This window comes from Ruegeria sp. BG6 (assembly GCF_056538465.1).
Genome location: NZ_JBQFTB010000001.1, coordinates 298,281 through 317,170 on the forward strand (window position 1 = coordinate 298,281; position 18,890 = coordinate 317,170).

Below are 18,890 nucleotides of genomic sequence, written 5' to 3' on the forward strand. Positions count from 1 at the left end.
GTGAAATTCGACGACGATCTCAAGGCCTGTGCGCAACTGGTGCACCGGGCGGATCCTGATCGATTCATGGCGGCAATGGCTGCCCCGGTTCCTGCACGCGCGGTCCTGTTTCCCATTTACGCACTGAATGTCGAAGTTGCGCGGGCACCGTGGGTGACGCAAGAGCCGATGATCGCGGAAATGCGCCTGCAATGGTGGCGAGATGCGCTTCAGGAAATCGCCCAAGGCCCGTCGGTGCGGCGGCATGAGGTCGTGACGCCGCTATCCAGGGTTCTCAGCCCTCATCTGGCATCGGCTATGGATGAATATGTGGCGGTAAGGCGTTGGGATATCTACAAAGACCCTTTCGAAGATGAAGAGCAGTTCGATACCTATATCGACCAGAGTGCGGGAACATTGATGGTCGCGTCAGCGCAGGCGCTCGGCGCTGCCGATGAAGCCGTTTTGCGCGATTTTGGCTATGGCGTCGGGGTCGCCAACTGGTTCCGTGCCATCCCCGAGCTTGAGGCGCGCGGCCGCATTCCTTTGTTGAACGGAACACCCGATGCCGTACGCGCATTGGCGAAGGCTGGGCTGGATCGGCTGAACAGCGCGCGCGCAAGGCGGACGGATGTTTCAGTGCAGGCCAGACCCGCGTTATTTGCGGGATGGCAGGCGGACTGGGTGTTGAAGCAGGCGCTGGCACAGCCTGAACGCGTCGCCAATGGCACATTGTGGCAAGGGGAAGTCAGGCGCCGCGCGTCACTGATGTGGCGGTCCGTCAGCGGTCGCTGGTAATGCGCCGATCAGGCTGTTTCGGCCTCGGCCGGTTTCAGAACCAGCCACAACAATGCGCCACCGGCCAGCGTCAACAATGGGATCATGGCGAGATTGACGGCCGTCCACCCCTCGACCGGTGAACCGCCCGAACAGTTCATCAATCCACCCGATGCCAGCGACGCCAGAGTAACACCGCCAAATACCAGCAGATCGTTCAGTCCCTGCATCCGTCCACGCTCGTTCACGTCGTGCGAGTCCGCGAGCATGCTGGTCGCGCCGATAAAGCCGAAATTCCAGCCAATCCCCAGCAGGATCAGGGCGACAAAGAAATTGCCAAGCTCAACGCCTTGCAGGGCGACGACTCCGGCCGCTGCCAGAATGGCCAGGCCGAGCGCGACGATCTTTTCAACCCCGAACCGGGCTATTAGTTGGCCGGTGAAGAAGCTGGGGACATACATCGCCAGAACATGGCTGGTCACGATATCCGCCGCATCATTCGGGCTGAAACCGCATCCAACCACGGCCAGGGGCGTGGATGTCATTACAAGGTTCATCAGCGCATAGGACACCATGGCGCAAATCACCGCCACCGCAATGCGCGGCGTCCGGAGCATTTCGATCCGCGTTCTGCCCTTCGGCGCATTTTCGGCGGGTTTTTCCGGTGTGGGAATATCGAGGAAAAAGAACAGGGCCGATCCGAATACGTTTACGGCAATCACGGCCAGATAGGTGCCGAGAAATGGAATGACATACGCTTGCGCCGTCAGCTTGACGATCTGGGGTCCTATGATTGCAGCGGCAAGCCCGCCGGCCATGACGTAGGAAATCGCCTTCGGACGAAAGCCGTCTGACGCAGTATCGGCGGCGGCAAAACGGTAAAAGCCATGTGCGCTCATGTAGATGCCGGTCAACAGACTGCCCACGAGGAAGATCTGGAAAGACCCCAGATACAGGCCGTACGCCCCGATAACGCCACCACAAGCTCCGGCAGTTGCTCCAACCAGAAAACCCACCCGGCGACCCCACTTCTGCATGATCGCCGAGATCGGCGTGGCAGCCAGCATCGACCCCAGCACGATCAGTGAGATAGGCAATGTTGCAAGGCAGGGGTTGCTGGCCAGCGACTGCCCCGCCAACCCGCCGACAATGAACATCATCGGCATTTGCGCGCCCAGAATGGCCTGCGCAGCAACCAGAACCGCTACGTTGCGTTTGGCCTGAGAATTGTCGGGAGAGGCAGTGATCATCGTCATGGGGCATGGGTATCGGTGAAATCCCCGGCACACAAGCGGGTTGCATATGCGGCATATGTGCCTAACGTGCGGCCCGTATCACATTATGGAGAGGCCATGTCCGTCGGACGCATCATCGAAACGCCCGAATGCGTTGCCGAAGGGGCAGGGTGGCTGGCAGAAACCTGTCCGCGCATGGCCCACGCGATGGACCAAACCGGGCCATTGCCCTTGCGTCGTCGCCCGGATGGATTTGCGCAGCTGCTCAGTGCGATTGTCAGCCAGCAAGTCAGCGTGGCTTCGGCCAATGCGATCTGGAAACGGCTGCAGGATGCCAAGCTCACTGGACCGCGCAAGATCATGTGGGCGACCGATGACGATCTGCGCGCCGTGGGGCTGAGCCGTCAGAAAATCCGATACGCCCGCGCGCTGGCCGAAGCACGTATTGATTACAGGGCATTGCGCGATGCTCCTAACGCGGATGTTGTGGCCACGTTGACCGAAGTGCCAGGCATCGGCGTCTGGACCGCCGAGATCTACGCGATGTTCTCGCTGGGCCGCGCGGACGTGATCGCGCCTGGGGACCTGGCATTGCAGGAGGCTGCGCGAATTCTGTACGACCTGCCAAAACGCCCGACGGACAAGGAGTTGCGCCAAATGGCCGAAGCCTGGTCACCGTGGCGGTCGGTTGCGGCGCGGGTATTGTGGGCCTATTACCGGGTCGCGAAAGAACGAGAAGGGATCAGATGACACGGGTTTTGAATGCGCTCCGGAAAGAGCCGGTTTCGGGGGATACACGCTCGGTCGTGGTATTCGTGCACGGTTACGGCGCCAATGGGGCTGATTTGCTGGGCCTTGCCGATCCGCTGGGCGAACATCTGCCCGACACGCTGTTTGTGGCCCCGGATGCGCCGGAACAGATCCCCGGCATGCCCAACGGGTATCAGTGGTTTCCGATCCCCTGGATTGACGGCTCGTCCGAAGAAGAGGCGCGCAGGGGAATGGCGATGGCGGTTGAGGATTTCAACGCCTTTCTTGACGCTTTGATGGTGGATGAGGATCTGTTGCCGGAACAATTGGTTTTGTTCGGCTTTTCACAAGGCACCATGATGAGTTTGCACGTGGCACCCCGGCGCGAAGACCCGGTTGCCGGTATCGTGGCCTTCTCGGGCCGGTTGCTGGAGCCTGACATGCTGGCCGAGGAAACCGTCAGCCGCATGCCGATTCTACTGGTCCATGGCGATTCTGATGATGTCGTGCCTCCGCAATCGCTTCCCGAGGCGGCGGAAGCTTTGCAAGGGGCTGGCTTCAAAGAGATTTACGCACATGTCATGAAGGGCACGGGCCACGGAATTGATCCTGACGGCCTTGGCGTGGCCTTGGCGTTCATGCGCGACAAGTTGAGCTTGTGAGCCTTTCTGAGAGCCAAATAACGAAGTAGTGGGCGCGGGTTTCTCCGCCCCCAGTTTTCCGAGATTGCAACACGGCTGCATGGAACCATCCTGCTTTGCAGATTAGCTGCGTTTTGTATGCGACTGCTTTGTCTGGGCGATAACACCTCGCGGATCAAAGCCTAACAGTCAATTATTCGCGCCTTGAGCCGCGAAGAAGTGATTTGGCAAACCTCTACAGGCGCGCTTCAATGAGGTCAGGGAGGTTTGCCATGAAGAATCCGGAGTCCTTTGAAAAGTTCTACTTCGCCAAAGTCGGGATGGGCGAGGCTTGTGGCTGCGCCGAACGCATTATTGATGTCTTCGAGTTCAACAGAATGGGAGGCGCGCACTCAAAGCAAGCTGTGAAACGCGAGGGTGGAAAACGCCGATCCTTCCGGGCCTGGGCTGTCAAATACGGTCTTCTGAGCCGAAAACGGCAAAGCTAGCACAAAACCCTCTGTAGAGCTTTAGGAAGCTCATTGTCATTTTTTTGGAAACAGTTCGTCCTGCCCAAGGTGAACTCGCACAATACACTTTGTTCATCCCATTTACTTGTTTCCTTCCACTCAACACCGGCCACCTAGTGTTTTGGTTGCTGAATCCGATTATGTGGGGAAGCTCGTTACCAGCAACCTAACTGCTGACGGTAGATGCGAGTCGGGTTGGAAGTGTTTCGGTCTTTTTTATTTACGTTCAGGCGAACACTGGCATGATGAAGCGGCTTCCGGAATTTATCCCTAAGGAACAAGATAATACGAAAATATCCTAATGGATATTACCGGTTCCGCGATATCGTTCTTTGGCTGGTGGTGCCCAAGGAGAGACTCGAACTCTCACGCCCGTGAAGGCGGGGGATTTTGAATCCCCTGCGTCTACCATTCCGCCACTTGGGCCACGAACACTGGATTATCGCCCAACGCGGGGAAGGTCCAGAGGCAAAAAACAACCAGTATCCGGATTGTTTGCCTTTGAACGGTTGACGCCCCGATGGGTGCATGGTTTGCCTTGCCGGGTGTGAGATTTGGACCTTAGTGTTTTATGTTGCGATCCCTTTATGACTGGACCATCCGTCTGGCCGAACATCCGCATGCTCTTTGGGCGCTGGCCATTGTGGCATTTGTGGAAAGCTCGTTCTTTCCGATCCCGCCGGATGTGCTGATGATTCCAATGATCCTGGCGCGGCCGTCGCGGGCATGGTTGATCGCGACCGTTGCCCTCGTGGCTTCGGTGCTGGGTGGCATGCTGGGATACGCGATCGGAGCCTACTTTTATGAAAGCATCGGCCAACCGGTCCTTGAGGCGATGGGCAAAGGCCATGCCATGGAAGAGTTCAACGAGCGTTTCAACGATTTCGGGTTCTGGGCTGTGCTGACCGCAGGTGTTACGCCATTCCCGTACAAGGTCATCACGATCATGTCCGGCTGGACCGGGATGCCCTTTGGGACGTTTGTTGCGACCTCAATTCTGGCACGGGCCTTGCGGTTCTTTGTTGTTGCAGGACTTTTGTGGGGGTTCGGCGAACCGATCCGCGATTTCATTGAAAAGCGCCTGGGTCTGATGTTTACCCTGTTCATCTTGCTGTTGTTCGGCGGATTTTTCGCGGTGAAGTATCTATGACTAACCGAAACAGATTAGTGCTGATTGCGGCCGCAGGGTCTGTCGCCTTGCTGTTGGGGGCATGGGGATTCCAGTACCTTGGCGGGTTGGCACCCTGCAAGATGTGCATTTGGCAGCGGTATCCGCACGCCGCCGCAGCGTTGATTGGTGCCGTGGCGATTGCTGTGCCACGGGTCTCGGTTCTGCCGCTTCTGGGGGCTTTGGCCGCCGCGACCACGGCGGGTATCGGTGTGTATCACGCCGGCGTCGAGCAGAAGTGGTGGGAAGGTCCCAGCAGCTGCACGTCCAGCGACATTGGTGGGTTGTCGACGACCGAGTTGATGGATCAGATCATGAATGCGCCGCTGGTGCGCTGTGACGACATCCCGTGGGAAATGCTTAGTCTGTCCATGGCAGGATGGAATGCCGTATTGTCGGCCGGTTTGGTTCTGGTCTGGCTTGCAGCTTGGCGGGCCCGGTAAACGTCAGATCTGATCCAGTTCCGCATCCCAGTACAGGAAGTCGATCCAGCTGTCGTGCAGATGGTTGGGCGGGAACTTGCGCCCGATATTGCGCAGCGCCTCGGCATCGGGTTGGCGGGGTTGCTTGCGCAGAGACATGCCAGCTTGCCGCAGCGATTTTGACCCTTTTCGCAGGTTACATGGGCTGCATGCTGCCACCACGTTCTGCCAGCTGGTCACGCCGCCCGCCGCGCGCGGAACAACGTGGTCAAAAGTCAGGTCGCCTCGGCTGCCGCAGTACTGGCAACGGAATTCATCCCGCAGAAATAAATTAAAGCGCGTGAAGGCCACGCGCTTTCTGGGTTTTACATAGTCTTTCAGAACAACGACCGAAGGTATTCGTATCTCGGTACTGGGACTGCGGACAACTTCGTCATATTCGGCCACGATGTCGACCCGATCCAGCCAGGCGGCCTTGATCGCCTCCTGCCATGGCCAAAGAGACAGAGGATAATAGGACAGGGGGCGATAATCGGCGTTCAGGACCAGTGCCGGATGACGCCTGAGTGCACCGGGTTCCCTGACAAATTCGGTCCTGAAGTCTCCGTCCATAACAGAATCGCTCCTCGCTCTGCACTGCCCGTTTTTTGACATCAGAGCGGGGAACACCCGCCCCGGCCTTAACTTAACTATATATCGTGTTAAAACTCTGACAAGCCCTGATTTTCCACAATATCTCGGGGATTGATTAATGCGAATCCGTAACAATCGCGTGACAGTTATCCACAGCTTTCGCTAGGTAGTTTCTGCGCGCTATGGTGTAGTTCATGTCCTGGTTCATTCGCTTCAATAAACCTTTCGATGTCCTGCCGCAGTTTACCGACAGGGCGAACGGAGATTCGCCGCGCAGCACGCTATCCGACTACATCGATCTGCCCGGTGTCTATCCGGCCGGACGACTGGATCGGGACAGTGAGGGTCTGCTGCTGCTGACGGATCACGGAAAGCTGCAGGCGCAGATTTCCGACCCGAAACACAAGATGGCCAAGACCTACTGGGTTCAGGTCGAGGGTATTCCCGACGCTGCCGCGATGAAGGCGCTGCGCGAAGGGGTCGAACTGAATGATGGGTCAACCCGGCCCGCAAAGGCACGGGTGATTGACGAACCGGAAAGTCTTTGGCCCAGGACGCCGCCAATCCGGGTGCGTCAGACGGTTCCTGATTGCTGGATCGAACTGACCCTGCGCGAAGGGCGCAATCGGCAGGTGCGCCGGATGACGGCAGCGGTCGGACATCCCACATTGCGTCTTGTTCGGGCCCGCATCGGGGATTGGACGCTGGAGGGATTGCAGCCGGGGCAATGGGAAAGCCTGCCCATGCCTGAGGTTTCCGCAGCACCGCAACGAAAGAGGGACCGCAGACCGCGACGGTGACAGAAGGCAGGGCCTGAGGTACACTGGGCTCATGAAAGTCACACCGGACATACCGCGCCCGTCGGCAGTTCTGGAGGCGGCGCTTTACGTCAATGATCTGGACGCGGCAGAGCGTTTTTACGGCGACATTCTGGCGTTGGAGAAAATCCAGCGCGTGGACAACCGGCACGTGTTCTTCCGCGTGGGCCGTTCCGTGTTGTTGTTGTTCAACGCCGAGGAAACGGAACAAGCACCGCGAAATCCTGACTTGCCGGTGCCGCCGCATGGCGCGCGCGGGCCGGGGCATGTGTGCCTTGCTCTTTCGCGGGTCGAAATGGACACAATGCGCAAGCATCTGCTTGACTGGAACGTACCGCTGGATGCCGAGTTTGATTGGCCGAACGGGGCCCGTTCGCTCTATGTGCGGGACCCGGCCGGCAATTCGGTCGAGTTTGCGGAACCGCATTTGTGGGGCTGAACCGGACTGCCCTCGGATTGTCCGGGGGGAAAGTTCGGGGAACACCGTCAGATATGCGGCTTTGCACGGGCTTGCGGGACGTGGGGGTTGACAAGCGATGTATTGGAATGAAACGTCGTAAGTGTTGGGAGATTTTTGAAATTCAGGTGCGTGAACCCGTTTTTTCGACGGGGGAACTTGCTGTGTTGACAAGCTCTTAGGAGGGGTTGTTTACGGATCTTCCGACCACAATAAAGATTTGGGAGATCACGAAAATGAAAAACAACAGCAAACTGGGCCTCGGCGCGCTTGTTACCGCAGCGCTGATGGCGCCTGCTGCTTTTGCGGAGGAATTCATCACAATCGGCACCGGTGGTGTGACTGGCGTTTACTATCCGACCGGCGGTGCGATCTGCCGTCTGGTGAACAAGGGCCGCAAGGAACACGGGGTACGCTGCTCGGTCGAATCGACCGGCGGTTCGGTCTACAACATCAACACCATTCGCGAAGGCGAGCTGGAGTTCGGTGTGGCCCAGTCCGACTGGCAGTACCATGCATATAACGGTTCCTCTAAATTTGAAGAGGCTGGCCCGTTCGAAGGCCTGCGCGCCGTGTTCTCGGTTCACCCCGAGCCGTTCACCGTTGTTGCACGTGCCGATTCCGGTATCACCAACTTCGAGGACCTGAAGGGCAAGCGCGTTAACATCGGTAACCCCGGTTCCGGTCAGCGCGGCACCATGGAAGTCCTGCTGGGCGAAATGGGCTGGACCACCGGCGATTTCGAGCTGGCAACCGAACTGAAGGCGGCTGAACAGTCTGCTGCCCTGTGCGACAACCAGATTGACGCGATGGTCTACACTGTTGGTCACCCGTCGGGTTCGATTCAGGAAGCAACCACCGCTTGTGACTCGGTTCTGGTGAATGTCAGCGGCGATGCGGTCAACAAGTTGGTTGAAAACAACTCGTTCTATCGTACCGCTACCATCCCCGGCGGGATGTATCGTGGATCGGATGGCGACACCCAGACCTTCGGCGTGGGCGCGACATTTGTAACGTCGGCTGACGTGTCGGAAGACGCTGTGTATGCAGTTGTAAGCTCGGTCTTCGAGAACTTCGATGACTTCAAAAAGCTGCACCCGGCATTTGCCAATCTCAAGCCGGAAGAGATGATTGCGGACGGCCTGTCGGCTCCGCTGCATCCGGGTGCCGAGAAGTACTACAAAGAAAAAGGCTGGATTCAGTAATCCGTCCTAAACAATTTGACGAGGCGCTTTTCGGCGCCTCGTTTTTCAACCGGTGAAACACCGGAACAAATAACCGCGCCGGAAACCGGCCGCTGAACGGGGAGAGATTTGATGAGCGCTGATCAGCAGGGCAATCGTCCGTTATCCGAAGAAGAACTTCAGGAATTGGTCGCATCTTCGGATGCAGGGGCCCGTGATCCAGCCGGAAACGTGGGCTTGTTTCTGGCGATTGTTGCCGCGATCTGGTCGATTTTTCAGGTTCTTCTGGCGTCACCGATCGCAAACTACGTTCTTCCCGGCAGCATTGTGAATAACGCACGGCAGTTCCATCTTGCCTTTGCGATGTTCCTGGCCTTCGCGGCCTATCCTGCGCTGAAATCCAGCCCCAGAAACTACATCCCGATCCAGGACTGGATCATGGGAATTCTGGGCGCGTTTGTCGCGCTTTACGGTTTCTTCTTCTACGACAAGATCGTCAATGCGGGCGGTCTGGCAGACGACACGGACAAATGGGTCGCTCTGGGTGGTCTGTTGCTGCTGTTCGAGGCCGCGCGCCGCGCGCTTGGCCCGGCGATGGCGATCATTGCCACGATCTTTCTTGCCTATGTGTTCTTCGGCTCGTCGGAATGGGTGCCCGAAGTAATCCGCTGGAAAGGCGCGAGCCTCAAAAAGGCGATGAGCCACATGTGGATCACGTCCGAAGGTGTCTTCGGCATCGCCCTTGGCGTATCAACAAAATTCGTGTTCCTATTCGTGCTGTTCGGTGCATTGCTGGATAAGGCCGGGGCAGGGAACTACTTTATCAAAATGGCCTTTGGCGCGCTTGGCCACCTGCGCGGTGGCCCGGCCAAGGCGGCCGTGGTGGGTTCAGCGGCAACCGGCCTGATTTCGGGTTCGTCCATCGCCAACGTCGTGACCACCGGCACATTCACCATCCCACTGATGAAGCGCGTCGGCTTTTCCAGCGAACAGGCCGGATCGGTCGAGGTCGCCAGTTCGGTCAACGGCCAGATCATGCCGCCCGTGATGGGGGCCGCAGCCTTCCTGATGGTCGAATATGTGGGCATCTCTTACGTCGAGGTGATCACCCACGCCTTCCTGCCTGCCGCGATTTCCTACATCGCACTGGTATACATCGTCCATCTTGAGGCGGTGAAGCGGAACATGCCCACGCTGGGCGACCGCGACGTGCATCTGGCGCGAACCGTAGTCGGGATGCTGTCCTTCTTCCTGATCTTTGCCGGACTCTGCTATGGCTCGCAATTTCCGGTCGATGCCGTGACCAGCTGGGTGCCGACGCAAGCTGGGCTAATCCTCAGCCTGATTGTCTGCGCGGTCTATGTCGGCCTTTTGTATCTGGCGGCGCAGGTTCCGGACCTGGAGCCTGATGACCCCAATGCCAAGGAAGTTACGCTGCCGGTCATTGGCGAGATCTACAAGGCTGGTCTGCATTACCTTCTGCCGATCATCGTTCTGGTCTATTTCCTGATGATCGAACAGAAGTCGCCCGGTCTGTCTGCTTTCTGGGCCACGGCACTGCTGTTTGTGATCCTTCTGACGCAGAAACCGCTGAAGGCGCTGTTCCGGGGACAAACCAACATGTCCGCGACATTCAAGGAAGGAGTTGCTGACCTGTGGCAGGGCCTGATCGACGGTGCGCGCAACATGATCGGTATCGCGCTGGCGACGGCCACTGCGGGTGTGATCGTGGGGACTGTGACCCTGACGGGTGTCGGACAGGTTATGGCTGACTTGGTCGAGTTCCTTTCGGGCGGCAACCTGATCCTGATGTTGGTGATGGTGGGGCTTCTCAGCCTGATCCTGGGCATGGGCCTGCCGACCACGGCGAACTACATCGTCGTCAGCTCGCTGATGGCTGGTGTCGTGGTTGAACTAGGGGCTCAAAGCGGCCTGATCGTTCCGTTGATCGCCGTGCACCTGTTTGTGTTCTACTTCGGTATCATGGCCGACGTGACGCCACCGGTTGGTCTGGCCAGCTTTGCCGCTGCCGCCGTGTCGGGGGGCGACGCAATCAAGACTGGGTTCACCGCGTTCTTCTACAGTTTGCGCACCGTGGCTCTGCCGTTTGTGTTCATCTTCAACACAGATCTTCTGTTGATCGATGTCACTTGGGTCGAAGGCATTATCGTGGCGATATTTGCGACGATAGCGATCCTCGTATTTACGGCTGGCACGATGGGGTACTTCCTGACCCACAGCCGCATCTATGAAAGCGTTGCGCTGATCTTTGTGGCTTTCGCACTGTTCCGGCCGGACTTCTTCATGGATCGCTTTTCACCGCCATTCGAAACGGTCGAACCTTCCGCGTTTGTCGAGGCGATGGGTGAAACTGCACCGGGGACCGAGGTTCGGATGGTCATCAGCGGGCCGGATTTCGACACCTTGCAGATGGTTGACACAACCATCGTCGTCCCGGTCGGCAGTGAAGAAGGCGGTGCCGCGCGTGTCGAGGCGATGGGCCTGCTGCTGATCGAAGAAGACGGGTTGGTCAAACTGGAAGAACCACTGTTCGGTTCGCCAGTTGCGGATGATCTGGGCAATTTCGACTATTACGGGGACGAGGCCGTGCGCCTGACCTCGGTCAGTCTGCCGTCCAGCCAGCCTCCGAAACAACTGGTCTACATCCCGGCGATGATCCTGCTGGGTCTGATCGCCTTCCTGCAACGCGGCCGCGCCGCAAGACAAGAGGTGCCGGCATGACACGTTCTGTTCTTTGCGCTGTTGATATCAGCAACGGGGATCTGGATGTCCCGGTCCTAAAAAAAGCCGGGGCGCTGGCCGAGATGGAGGGCGCGCAACTGGATGTCGTGTCGATCGTTCCGGATTTTGGTGAAACCTGGGTGTCCGGTTTCTTCGAACCCGATCATCACGAAAAGGCGCTACAGGACGCCCATGCTAGACTGTCGGAAATGTGCGAGGCCACACTGGGCAAAGAACGCAACGAAAAAGTGCGTCACGTGGTGGCAACCGGAACCGCCTATCAGGAAATCCTGAAGACAGCAGAAAGCGCGGGCAGTGATCTGATCGTGATCGGCGCGCATAAGCCCGATCTGAAGGATTATCTGCTGGGGCCCAATGCCGCCCGCGTCGTGCGGCACGCGAACGTTTCAGTTTATGTCGTCCGCTAGGTCAGCGCTGCTTCAGTAGCCTGTCATCTCAAGGTACCCACGACCTTCGTGGGTGCCTTTTATTTTGACCGGGCCTTCCCAGTACTCGAACCGGGTGCCCATCCACGCTTTTGGTGTCAGGGCCGATACTTCGACATCCAGGTCACGATCCGGTAGCGTGACACGCCACCGAACCGGAACATCGCGTTCTGCGACGATTTCGGTTTCCAGCGGCGTCATTGAAACAGACCCATTCGGCAAGCTGGTTGCCTCTCCGTCCGCGCCAATCCAAGTGGCCGAGGTGAAGTCTCCGCGCGCGCCACGAAGACGGAACGCCATGAGCTTGTCGCCGCCCTCAAAGCTGAGCGAGAACCAGTCCCAGCCGCTTTGGTCCGCAGCCAGAGGTTGCGAGGACCATTCGCGGTCCAGCCATCCCTGACCGGTGACTTCCACATCCCGGTCCGGCAAGTACAGAGTGCCCCGGACCGTGTAGGCGGGCTGAGAATAGTAGTAGCTGGCCTGACCATCTGCGGATTTGACCGAATACCCATCCTCACCGTGAAAAATCAGCGGTCCAGCGGCCGTCAGCGACAGGTCATATCCAAAGTTCTCGCCATTTGCCGTCAATGACAGGGTATTCAGGTCCGGACCACCCATTCGCCACTCGTCAATCCAAGCCTCGAAGGGGTGCGAGGAAACCCCGGCCTGCCCGATACCGCCACGCGACAGGCGCTCGGCAAAATAGTGGGTATCGGGCGTTGTGACAGCGGCGTGCCCCATCCAGATCTGAGGGCTCTGCCAACCACCAGTTTCAACCGGTTTCAGCGCTGAGCGAAACAGGGTCCACTGTACACCGTAATCCAGTCCATCTTCACCGCGCAGATTTGCCGTCAGGTACCACCATTCGATGCGAAAGGACGGATGCGGGCCGTGATCCTGCGGGAAATTGAATTGGTAGCCGGGTTCAGGAACATCAAAGCCCTCGGCGGAGCCGCCCAACCCGGCATAGCCCTGTGCCAAAGCCGGAAAGGGAAGCGCCAATAACAACACGAAAAGCCAGGTCCTAACGTTCATTGGCAAACACCTTCAGCAGATCCGCCGGGGGCAGGCGCAGCAAGCGCAAGGCGGGCAGGGCAGCGGCGGCAAGCGCGGCGACAACGGTCAATCCAAACAAACCCAGCCATTCCCTTGGGAACAGGAACATCGGCAACTGCCAGCCAAAAGCCTGCACATTGATGACAGTCAGCAGAACCCAAGCCAGAACAAGGCCCAGCGGCAGCGCCAGGCAGGCCGTCAGGATGGCCAACAGCCCGCTGCGTAGCAACTCCAGCCGGGCCAGGTGCGCGCGGCTCAGCCCAAGGGCCCAGACCGGCGCGATCTGCGGCAGCCGTTGTGTCCACAATGTCAGAAGGCTGGTCAGGATGGCGAATCCGGCAACGCCGAGTGTCAGAATGTTCAGCGCCGAAGTCACAACGAATGTCTTCTCGAACACAGTTATGGATTGCGCCTTCATCGCTGCCTGTTGGACAACGCTTTCGCGCGGTAGTTCGAAACGGTGCCGGACCGCCTGCGCCAGCTGACCTGCGGCTTCCGGGGAAACGCGGACACCAAAACGCCGAGCCGGTGTATTGGGCGCGATGGCATTAAGCTGTTCCATCGACACGATGGCCTGACCCGTCGGATTGCCGTAGTCGGAATAGACACCGGCAACTTCCAACACCCGACCGGGTGTTAGGGCCAACTGATCTCCGGGCCACAGATCGGAACGGCGGGCCAGTTGCTCGTTTATCAGAACAACCTCTCCGGCCATGACGCGATCCCAGACATCCTGCGACGAAGCGATCAGCGGCCAGTGCTTCCGGTATGTCGCATGATCGATCACACCGTATAGGAACAAGGGACCAGTTTCATGGGGCAGTTCGACCCGGCGGATCGGAAGAATGGCATCCACCTGTGGGGCGAGCCAATCGACAATCGCTTGGCTTTGTTGATCGTCTATGGCGGTGACGTACAATTCGGACGTCAGGCGCTGATCCAGCCAGCCGGTGAATGTCAGCCGAAAGCTGGACACCATCGTCCCGACACCGATATTCGCGGCCAACGCCAGCAGCAAAGCCATCAAGGCAAGTGAAAGGCCGGGAAGCTGCGCCCTCATGTCCGCCCAGACCCATTGCGCAACAGGACTGCGGGCCTTGCGCTCAAGGACATGAATGATTGCTGAAAGAAACGCAGGCAGCAGCAGGGCCGATCCGGTCAGGATACCAGCCAACAGGGCAAACCCGCCGATCAGCCCGGGGAAAACCAACAAGGCAAGGCAGCCCGCAACGATCAACCCGAGGCCGGTGAAGCCCGCAATCCGGCGTGAGCTTGTGGCCTTGCCCCACGCCTGCAGGCCCGGACCCGCAAGAAGCGGCATTCGAGACAGTCGCCATAGCGCGTGTCCACTGGCCATCAGCGTTCCGGCAACGGCCATGGCGATGCCTGCAGCGGCCCATTGAGGCTGCAACGACAACTGTCCGCTGACAGGGGCGCCATACAAACCGCGCAAGGTGGCTGCCACGTCAGGAAGTAGTGCACCCGCCAGAAAGAAGCCGAGCAAAAGGCCCAGCCCGCCGCCGACCAGAGCAAGCATGGTCAACTCCGCGAAGATCAGGCAAACCAATCGACGCATGGAGACGCCCAAGGCCCGCAAAGTCCGGATCATGCCGCGTCGCTGGGCAAAGGCCAGTCCAACCGTACCGTGAACGATGAACAGACCCACGGCGAAAGACAGCAGGCCAAAGGCCGAAAGGTTGAGATGGAAACTCTCGGTCAGTTGCGCGGTGTCCAGCTGAGATGACGGGCTGATCCGTTCCAGTTCAGGCGCGAGTTCCGACAAAGGCGGGACCGTGCGGGGTTGAACGGGCAATATGACCAACCGGCTTATTTCACCCCGTCTGTTCAAAAGGGTCTCGGCAACGCCGATATCGGTCAGGATAACGTCCGGCGGCAGAGACGCGCTTGTGATCGCTTTGGGCAGTCCGGAGTGTTCAGCGATCAGAGGTTCCAACACCGGCGAGATCAAAAGCACCCCCGGGGCTGTCAGCACGTCAACCGGTTCGGGCGGCTCGGCGCTTTGTTCTGCCTGCGTAATTGCGGGCAGGGCGGGGTAGGAGATCATGTCCACGCCCATCAGGCGCAGCGTTGGATCAGCGATGCGAAACGGCCCTTCCAGAACCGCTGCAACCTGCCACCCGGCCTTGCGCAGCGCGACATAGCGTTCGATGGGGATCGGGCCCGCCGGGTTTCTCAGAATGTCATACTGGCCAATTGCCAGTTGTGAATTGGCGCGATCATAACTGGCCCGCGCCTCGGCATTGATGGCCTGCACTGCTGACCAAAGACCGGTTGCCAGCGCAATTCCAATCAGCAGCGTTGCCAGTTGCAACAGATGCCCACGCCAGTGAGACCATAGCGCCTGAACGACCACAAAGGTCATGCGATGTGTCCGCCCGCAAGGTGGGCGTGCTGGTCCAGGCGCGCGGCAATGGCATGGGAATGGGTCACCAGCAGCAGTGCCGTTCCAGTATCTGCGACCAGTGACAGCATCAGATCCAGCACCGCCGCGCTGGCGGTCTCGTCCAGATTGCCCGTTGGCTCATCCGCCAGCAAAAGCTTGGGCCGAACGCCCAATGCGCGCCCTATGGCGACCCTTTGTTGCTGTCCGCCGGACAAGTATTCCGGATAGCGGTGCATCAGATCGGTCAGCCCCAGCCTGTCGGCCAGATGAGCAATCCAGTCCGGGTCGTGGCGATTGGCCAGCCGGGCGTGAAAGGACAGGTTTTGCCCGACGGTCAGCGAAGGGATCAGGTTGAACTGCTGAAAAACCAGCGCGACACTGTCGCACCTCAATGCGGCGCGTCCCGGATCGTCCAGCGCCGACAGTGCCGCGCCGTCCAGAGTTATTTCGCCGCTATCAAAACTGTCCAACGCGGCAGCGAGGTTCAGTAAGGTACTCTTACCGCTGCCGCTTTCACCAGTCAGCGCCAGTGTCTGGCCCGTATCCAATGACAGGGAAACGCCATTCAGAACCGGGCGGCCACCCGGGTACGATTTCCTGACCTGATCAACTACAAGCAACATCCGGGTATCCTGACTGGTTCCTGTCACAATGTGCAACGGCACGCGCCAGTGTCCAGTGCGCATGCTTTCCCGGTTCCTTTCGCCGCAGGTGTGGCACTGGTTGATGGCCGGGGTTGTTCCCGGCCGGGCAAAAGTCCATGCTGTGCCAACGGTTTCACCCTTCGGCACGAGGCGCGAGCGGATGTCCTTATCCGACCAGATCATCTGGGGCAGCATCTATCTGGGCATATGCTTTCTGATCGAGATTGCTTTGCTGACATGGTGCACGCAGTTGATTGAAAAACTGACTGAAAAGTGGCAGGACACGCACCGCTTTTTCACCACTGCCGCGCCGATCAGCGTGGCGCTGGTGTTCATCGTTCTGATTCACACTCTTCAAGTCTGGCTTTGGGCCATTGTCTGGGTCTTTGGTGATGTCTTGCCCGACTGGAACTCGGCTCTCTACTTCTCGTTGGTGACGTTCACGACGCTTGGATACGGCGACATCGTTCTGGGTGAAGAACTGCGTATCTTCGGGGCCTTCGCATCCGTGACCGGCCTTTTGGCGTTTGGCTTGTCCACCGCTTTCATGGTCGCGTTGATGACACGGGTGTTTCAGGAGGAGTTGTTGTTAAAGGATAGGGGCGAATAGACGCGCCAGAGGTGCCCCAAAGCGGATATGTGCCGGTTGTTGTTGCAGGGTGCGTGTCAGTTCGTAACTTTTCTCAAAGTCGGTGCGCAGCATACTTGCGGCGGCTTCAGCGGCGCGGGCATCGAAGAACAGGGCCATCGCTTCGAAATTCAGGCGGAAGGACCGATTGTCCAGATTGGTCGTTCCCACCGCCGCCAGAGTGTCATCGACCACAAAAACCTTCTGGTGCATGAACCCGTCGGCATATCGAAACACACGTACGCCGCAGTCACGGATTTCGTCGAAATAGGCAAAGGCTGCAAGCCAGGGCAGGCGATGGTCGATCATGTCAGGGACCAGAATCCGCACGTCCACGCCGCGCAGGGCGGCGTGTTGAAGGGCCGTCATGATGTCAATGTCTGGGACAAAATACGGCGAGGCGATCCACAATCTCTCTTTCGCCTCGGCGATGGCGGCAAAGAACATCATCGCGCCGGTCTCGGTCTCGTCCCCCGGACCTGTGGCAACCAGCAGGGCGTTCATGTCCTGATCGGATTCGCTGCCGGCCCAATCCAGATGGTCGATCAGGTCCTCTTCATGGGCCCAGTGCCAGTCTTCGGTAAAGATCAGTTGCAACTGGCGGACGATGTGACCGGTAATCCGGACATGCGTATCGCGCCAATGGCCAAAATGCGCGTTCTGACCCAGATATTCCACGCCGACATTATGCCCGCCAATAAAACCGGTCTCGCCATCAATGATCACAGTTTTGCGGTGGTTGCGGTAGTTCAGCTGAAACCGGAACTTTGGACCACGACGCTCCTTGGGGTTTGCGACATCTATTCCTGCTTGCTGCAGCGATTCAAGATATGCGGTGGGCAGGCCATAGCTGCCCACGGAATCGGTCAGGAAGCGTACGTGCACCCCGCGCTCCGCCGCCGCAACCAGCCGATCCTTTAATTGCTGGCCCAACGTGTCATCACGTACGATGTAGAACTGGATCAGGACATAATTCTTGGCGGCATCGATTGCCTCAAAAATTGCGTCAAAGGTCGCCTGACCGTCGATCAGCAACGACGCGCCATTGCCACGGGACACCGGCAGATGCGCCAAGGCTTCGAAGGGGCGCGGATTGATCTGCATGCTTTCTCTGTCCGGCTTTGAGAAGTCTGCAAAGGTCTTGATGCCTTCGACAACCCGTTCACTTTCCTTTCGGGCAATGCGGTATCCGCGAAATCGGTGATGACCCAGAAACAGGTACATTGGCACTGCCAGCATGGGGGTTGCGATCAGAAAAACCACCCAGCCGACCGCACCTTGTGGCGTGCGGGCCGTCTGTGCAGCCCGTATCGAGAACACCACAGCGGTGACGTAGAGAAATATCAGAAACGCGGAAACAAGCAGTGTCCACATGAGGTTGAAAGCTCCGAACCTGTTCAGTTCGCCCCAGTGTAGATGCGCGACCAGTCTTGCGCCATATCAACAATGACCCATCCCATCCCGGGCCCTTTGTCCAGACCGTCGGCCAGTTTCCCAATCGGGCTGTCGCGGTCATAAGCCCATTCGCGTTTGTCATCCGTGTGATGAATCAGGATGCCCAGTCGTGGTCCTTCGCCCGACGTCGTCCACTCCATCATGGCGAAATCTCCGTCCGAGTTTCCTCCTGCCAAAATCGGGCGCTTGCCGATTGTGCGTTCAATGTTGATTGGCTTGCCTTCCTTGTCGTCGATAAAGGCGATGCCCGGTGCCTTGACCAAAGCTGGCGAGCCATCGACCGTTTCATAACTGGTATTGCCGTATGTGCCGAGGACCTGCCAGGGCGGAATGCCATAGGCGCTTTCGGCAAAAACACGCATGAAATGAAGGCCGCCGCCGGAAACGATGTATGTCTTGAACCCTTCATCACGCAGGTAGCGCAGCAGCTCGATCATGGGTTGATAGGTCATCTGATCATAGCGGAGATCAGTTTGCGGATGGCGAGACTCGTCGAGCCATTGTGCGACCGTGTCCTGAAACTCGGCGACGGTCATGCCCGAATGCGAGGCGTTGACGACTTCGATCAAAGCATCATGTCCACCTTCCAGGACAGCCGCCAGATCTCCTTGCGCTGCTGCTTTCAGGATGGGTGTTGTTAGGATTGAGGGATCCTGTTCGGCCTTTTCGGCCAGACGGTCCATAGCGAAAATAAACTGAAAATACACAGGTTGCTCGGCCCAAAGGGTGCCATCATTGTCGAAAACAGCAATCCGGTCGGCAGGAGTGACATATGCTGGCCCGGTCGGATCCGTTACCGATTCTACAAATGAAATAATCTGATCGCGGGTCTCGGTGTCTTGCCAGCTTGGCAGGGGATCAGCACTGCCGGTGACAGGAAAGGTCAAGGCAAAGACGATGGCAGACAATCGCAGCATTACACAACACTCCGTTCAAAATGAC

Annotated in this window: 19 protein-coding genes and 1 tRNA gene; 12 read left to right on the plus strand and 8 right to left on the minus strand. The window is 58.4% G+C overall.

Going from position 1 to position 18,890, the window contains the following annotated elements:
• Positions 1–777: a squalene/phytoene synthase family protein gene (locus tag ACR0JW_RS01500; RefSeq protein WP_170677712.1), complete on the plus strand. Its 777-nt coding sequence runs from the start codon at positions 1–3 to the stop codon at positions 775–777.
• An 8-nt stretch (positions 778–785) separates the two neighbouring features.
• Here the strand turns inward: ACR0JW_RS01500 and ACR0JW_RS01505 are convergent, their stop codons facing one another.
• Positions 786–2,012, minus strand: a complete 1,227-nt coding sequence (locus tag ACR0JW_RS01505; RefSeq protein WP_170677249.1) for an MFS transporter — start codon at positions 2,010–2,012, stop codon at positions 786–788.
• 96 nt (positions 2,013–2,108) lie between these two features.
• Here ACR0JW_RS01505 and ACR0JW_RS01510 point away from each other — a divergent pair, with 96 nt between their 5' ends.
• The 3 genes from ACR0JW_RS01510 (at position 2,109) to ACR0JW_RS01520 (ending at position 3,870) form a co-directional block, all read left to right on the plus strand.
• Positions 2,109–2,741 (plus strand): DNA-3-methyladenine glycosylase family protein, encoded by a 633-nt coding sequence (locus tag ACR0JW_RS01510; RefSeq protein ID WP_480713514.1) that lies wholly within the window; start codon positions 2,109–2,111, stop codon positions 2,739–2,741.
• Positions 2,738–3,403, plus strand: coding sequence for an alpha/beta fold hydrolase (locus tag ACR0JW_RS01515; RefSeq protein WP_170677247.1), 666 nt, complete (start codon positions 2,738–2,740; stop codon positions 3,401–3,403). Before ACR0JW_RS01510 ends, ACR0JW_RS01515 begins: the two co-directional genes overlap by 4 nt.
• Positions 3,404–3,654: 251 nt before the next feature.
• On the plus strand, positions 3,655–3,870 hold the full coding sequence (locus tag ACR0JW_RS01520) for a hypothetical protein (RefSeq protein WP_170677246.1): 216 nt from the start codon (positions 3,655–3,657) through the stop codon (positions 3,868–3,870).
• 361 nt (positions 3,871–4,231) lie between these two features.
• Here ACR0JW_RS01520 and ACR0JW_RS01525 read toward each other — a convergent pair.
• Positions 4,232–4,317 (minus strand) — tRNA-Leu (locus ACR0JW_RS01525).
• A 145-nt stretch (positions 4,318–4,462) separates the two neighbouring features.
• Here ACR0JW_RS01525 and ACR0JW_RS01530 point away from each other — a divergent pair.
• The gene (locus ACR0JW_RS01530) at positions 4,463–5,041 is read left to right on the plus strand and encodes a YqaA family protein (RefSeq protein ID WP_480713515.1); all 579 of its coding nucleotides are present in this window, start codon (positions 4,463–4,465) and stop codon (positions 5,039–5,041) included.
• Positions 5,038–5,502: a disulfide bond formation protein B gene (locus tag ACR0JW_RS01535; protein ID WP_480713516.1), complete on the plus strand. Its 465-nt coding sequence runs from the start codon at positions 5,038–5,040 to the stop codon at positions 5,500–5,502. The genes ACR0JW_RS01530 and ACR0JW_RS01535 overlap by 4 nt, the downstream gene beginning before the upstream one ends.
• 3 nt (positions 5,503–5,505) lie before the next feature.
• Here ACR0JW_RS01535 and ACR0JW_RS01540 read toward each other — a convergent pair whose 3' ends face one another.
• Positions 5,506–6,093, minus strand: a complete 588-nt coding sequence (locus tag ACR0JW_RS01540) for an HNH endonuclease (protein WP_480713517.1) — start codon at positions 6,091–6,093, stop codon at positions 5,506–5,508.
• Positions 6,094–6,308: 215 nt separating this feature from the next.
• On the opposite strand from ACR0JW_RS01540, the gene ACR0JW_RS01545 reads away from it, so the two are divergent.
• The 5 genes from ACR0JW_RS01545 to ACR0JW_RS01565 all read left to right on the plus strand — a co-directional run bounded on the left by ACR0JW_RS01545 (position 6,309) and on the right by ACR0JW_RS01565 (position 11,743).
• Positions 6,309–6,914 (plus strand): pseudouridine synthase, encoded by a 606-nt coding sequence (locus tag ACR0JW_RS01545; RefSeq protein ID WP_480713518.1) that lies wholly within the window; start codon positions 6,309–6,311, stop codon positions 6,912–6,914.
• 31 nt (positions 6,915–6,945) lie between these two features.
• The gene (locus ACR0JW_RS01550) at positions 6,946–7,371 is read left to right on the plus strand and encodes a VOC family protein (RefSeq protein WP_170677242.1); all 426 of its coding nucleotides are present in this window, start codon (positions 6,946–6,948) and stop codon (positions 7,369–7,371) included.
• A gap of 254 nt (positions 7,372–7,625) precedes the next feature.
• On the plus strand, positions 7,626–8,594 hold the full coding sequence (locus tag ACR0JW_RS01555; RefSeq protein ID WP_170614958.1) for a TAXI family TRAP transporter solute-binding subunit: 969 nt from the start codon (positions 7,626–7,628) through the stop codon (positions 8,592–8,594).
• A 111-nt stretch (positions 8,595–8,705) separates the two neighbouring features.
• Complete coding sequence (locus tag ACR0JW_RS01560) at positions 8,706–11,315, plus strand: TRAP transporter permease (RefSeq protein WP_480713519.1); 2,610 nt, start codon at positions 8,706–8,708, stop codon at positions 11,313–11,315.
• Entirely contained in the window at positions 11,312–11,743 is a 432-nt protein-coding gene (locus ACR0JW_RS01565; RefSeq protein ID WP_170677240.1) for a universal stress protein, read from the plus strand. Before ACR0JW_RS01560 ends, ACR0JW_RS01565 begins: the two co-directional genes overlap by 4 nt.
• Positions 11,744–11,755: 12 nt before the next feature.
• On the opposite strand, the gene ACR0JW_RS01570 is transcribed toward ACR0JW_RS01565, so the two are convergent.
• The 3 genes from ACR0JW_RS01570 to ACR0JW_RS01580 are packed head-to-tail and all read right to left on the minus strand — an operon-like array spanning position 11,756 to position 15,844.
• Entirely contained in the window at positions 11,756–12,796 is a 1,041-nt protein-coding gene (locus tag ACR0JW_RS01570; protein WP_170824520.1) for a lipocalin-like domain-containing protein, read from the minus strand.
• Positions 12,786–15,200, minus strand: coding sequence for an FtsX-like permease family protein (locus tag ACR0JW_RS01575; protein WP_170824521.1), 2,415 nt, complete (start codon positions 15,198–15,200; stop codon positions 12,786–12,788). Before ACR0JW_RS01575 ends, ACR0JW_RS01570 begins: the two co-directional genes overlap by 11 nt.
• Positions 15,197–15,844, minus strand: a complete 648-nt coding sequence (locus tag ACR0JW_RS01580; protein WP_170677710.1) for an ABC transporter ATP-binding protein — start codon at positions 15,842–15,844, stop codon at positions 15,197–15,199. The genes ACR0JW_RS01575 and ACR0JW_RS01580 overlap by 4 nt, the downstream gene beginning before the upstream one ends.
• 181 nt (positions 15,845–16,025) lie before the next feature.
• Here ACR0JW_RS01580 and ACR0JW_RS01585 point away from each other — a divergent pair, with 181 nt between their 5' ends.
• Positions 16,026–16,475, plus strand: coding sequence for an ion channel (locus ACR0JW_RS01585; RefSeq protein WP_170614964.1), 450 nt, complete (start codon positions 16,026–16,028; stop codon positions 16,473–16,475).
• Here ACR0JW_RS01585 and cls read toward each other — a convergent pair.
• Both cls and ACR0JW_RS01595 read right to left on the minus strand, forming a co-directional pair.
• Positions 16,455–17,867, minus strand: a complete 1,413-nt coding sequence (gene cls / locus ACR0JW_RS01590) for a cardiolipin synthase (protein WP_170614965.1) — start codon at positions 17,865–17,867, stop codon at positions 16,455–16,457. The two genes, ACR0JW_RS01585 and cls, sit on opposite strands and share 21 nt — an antisense overlap.
• Before the next feature lie 23 nt (positions 17,868–17,890).
• A complete protein-coding gene (locus ACR0JW_RS01595) occupies positions 17,891–18,865 on the minus strand; it encodes an HAD family hydrolase (protein WP_170677236.1) in 975 nt (324 codons plus the stop codon).
• Positions 18,866–18,890 lie beyond the last annotated feature (25 nt).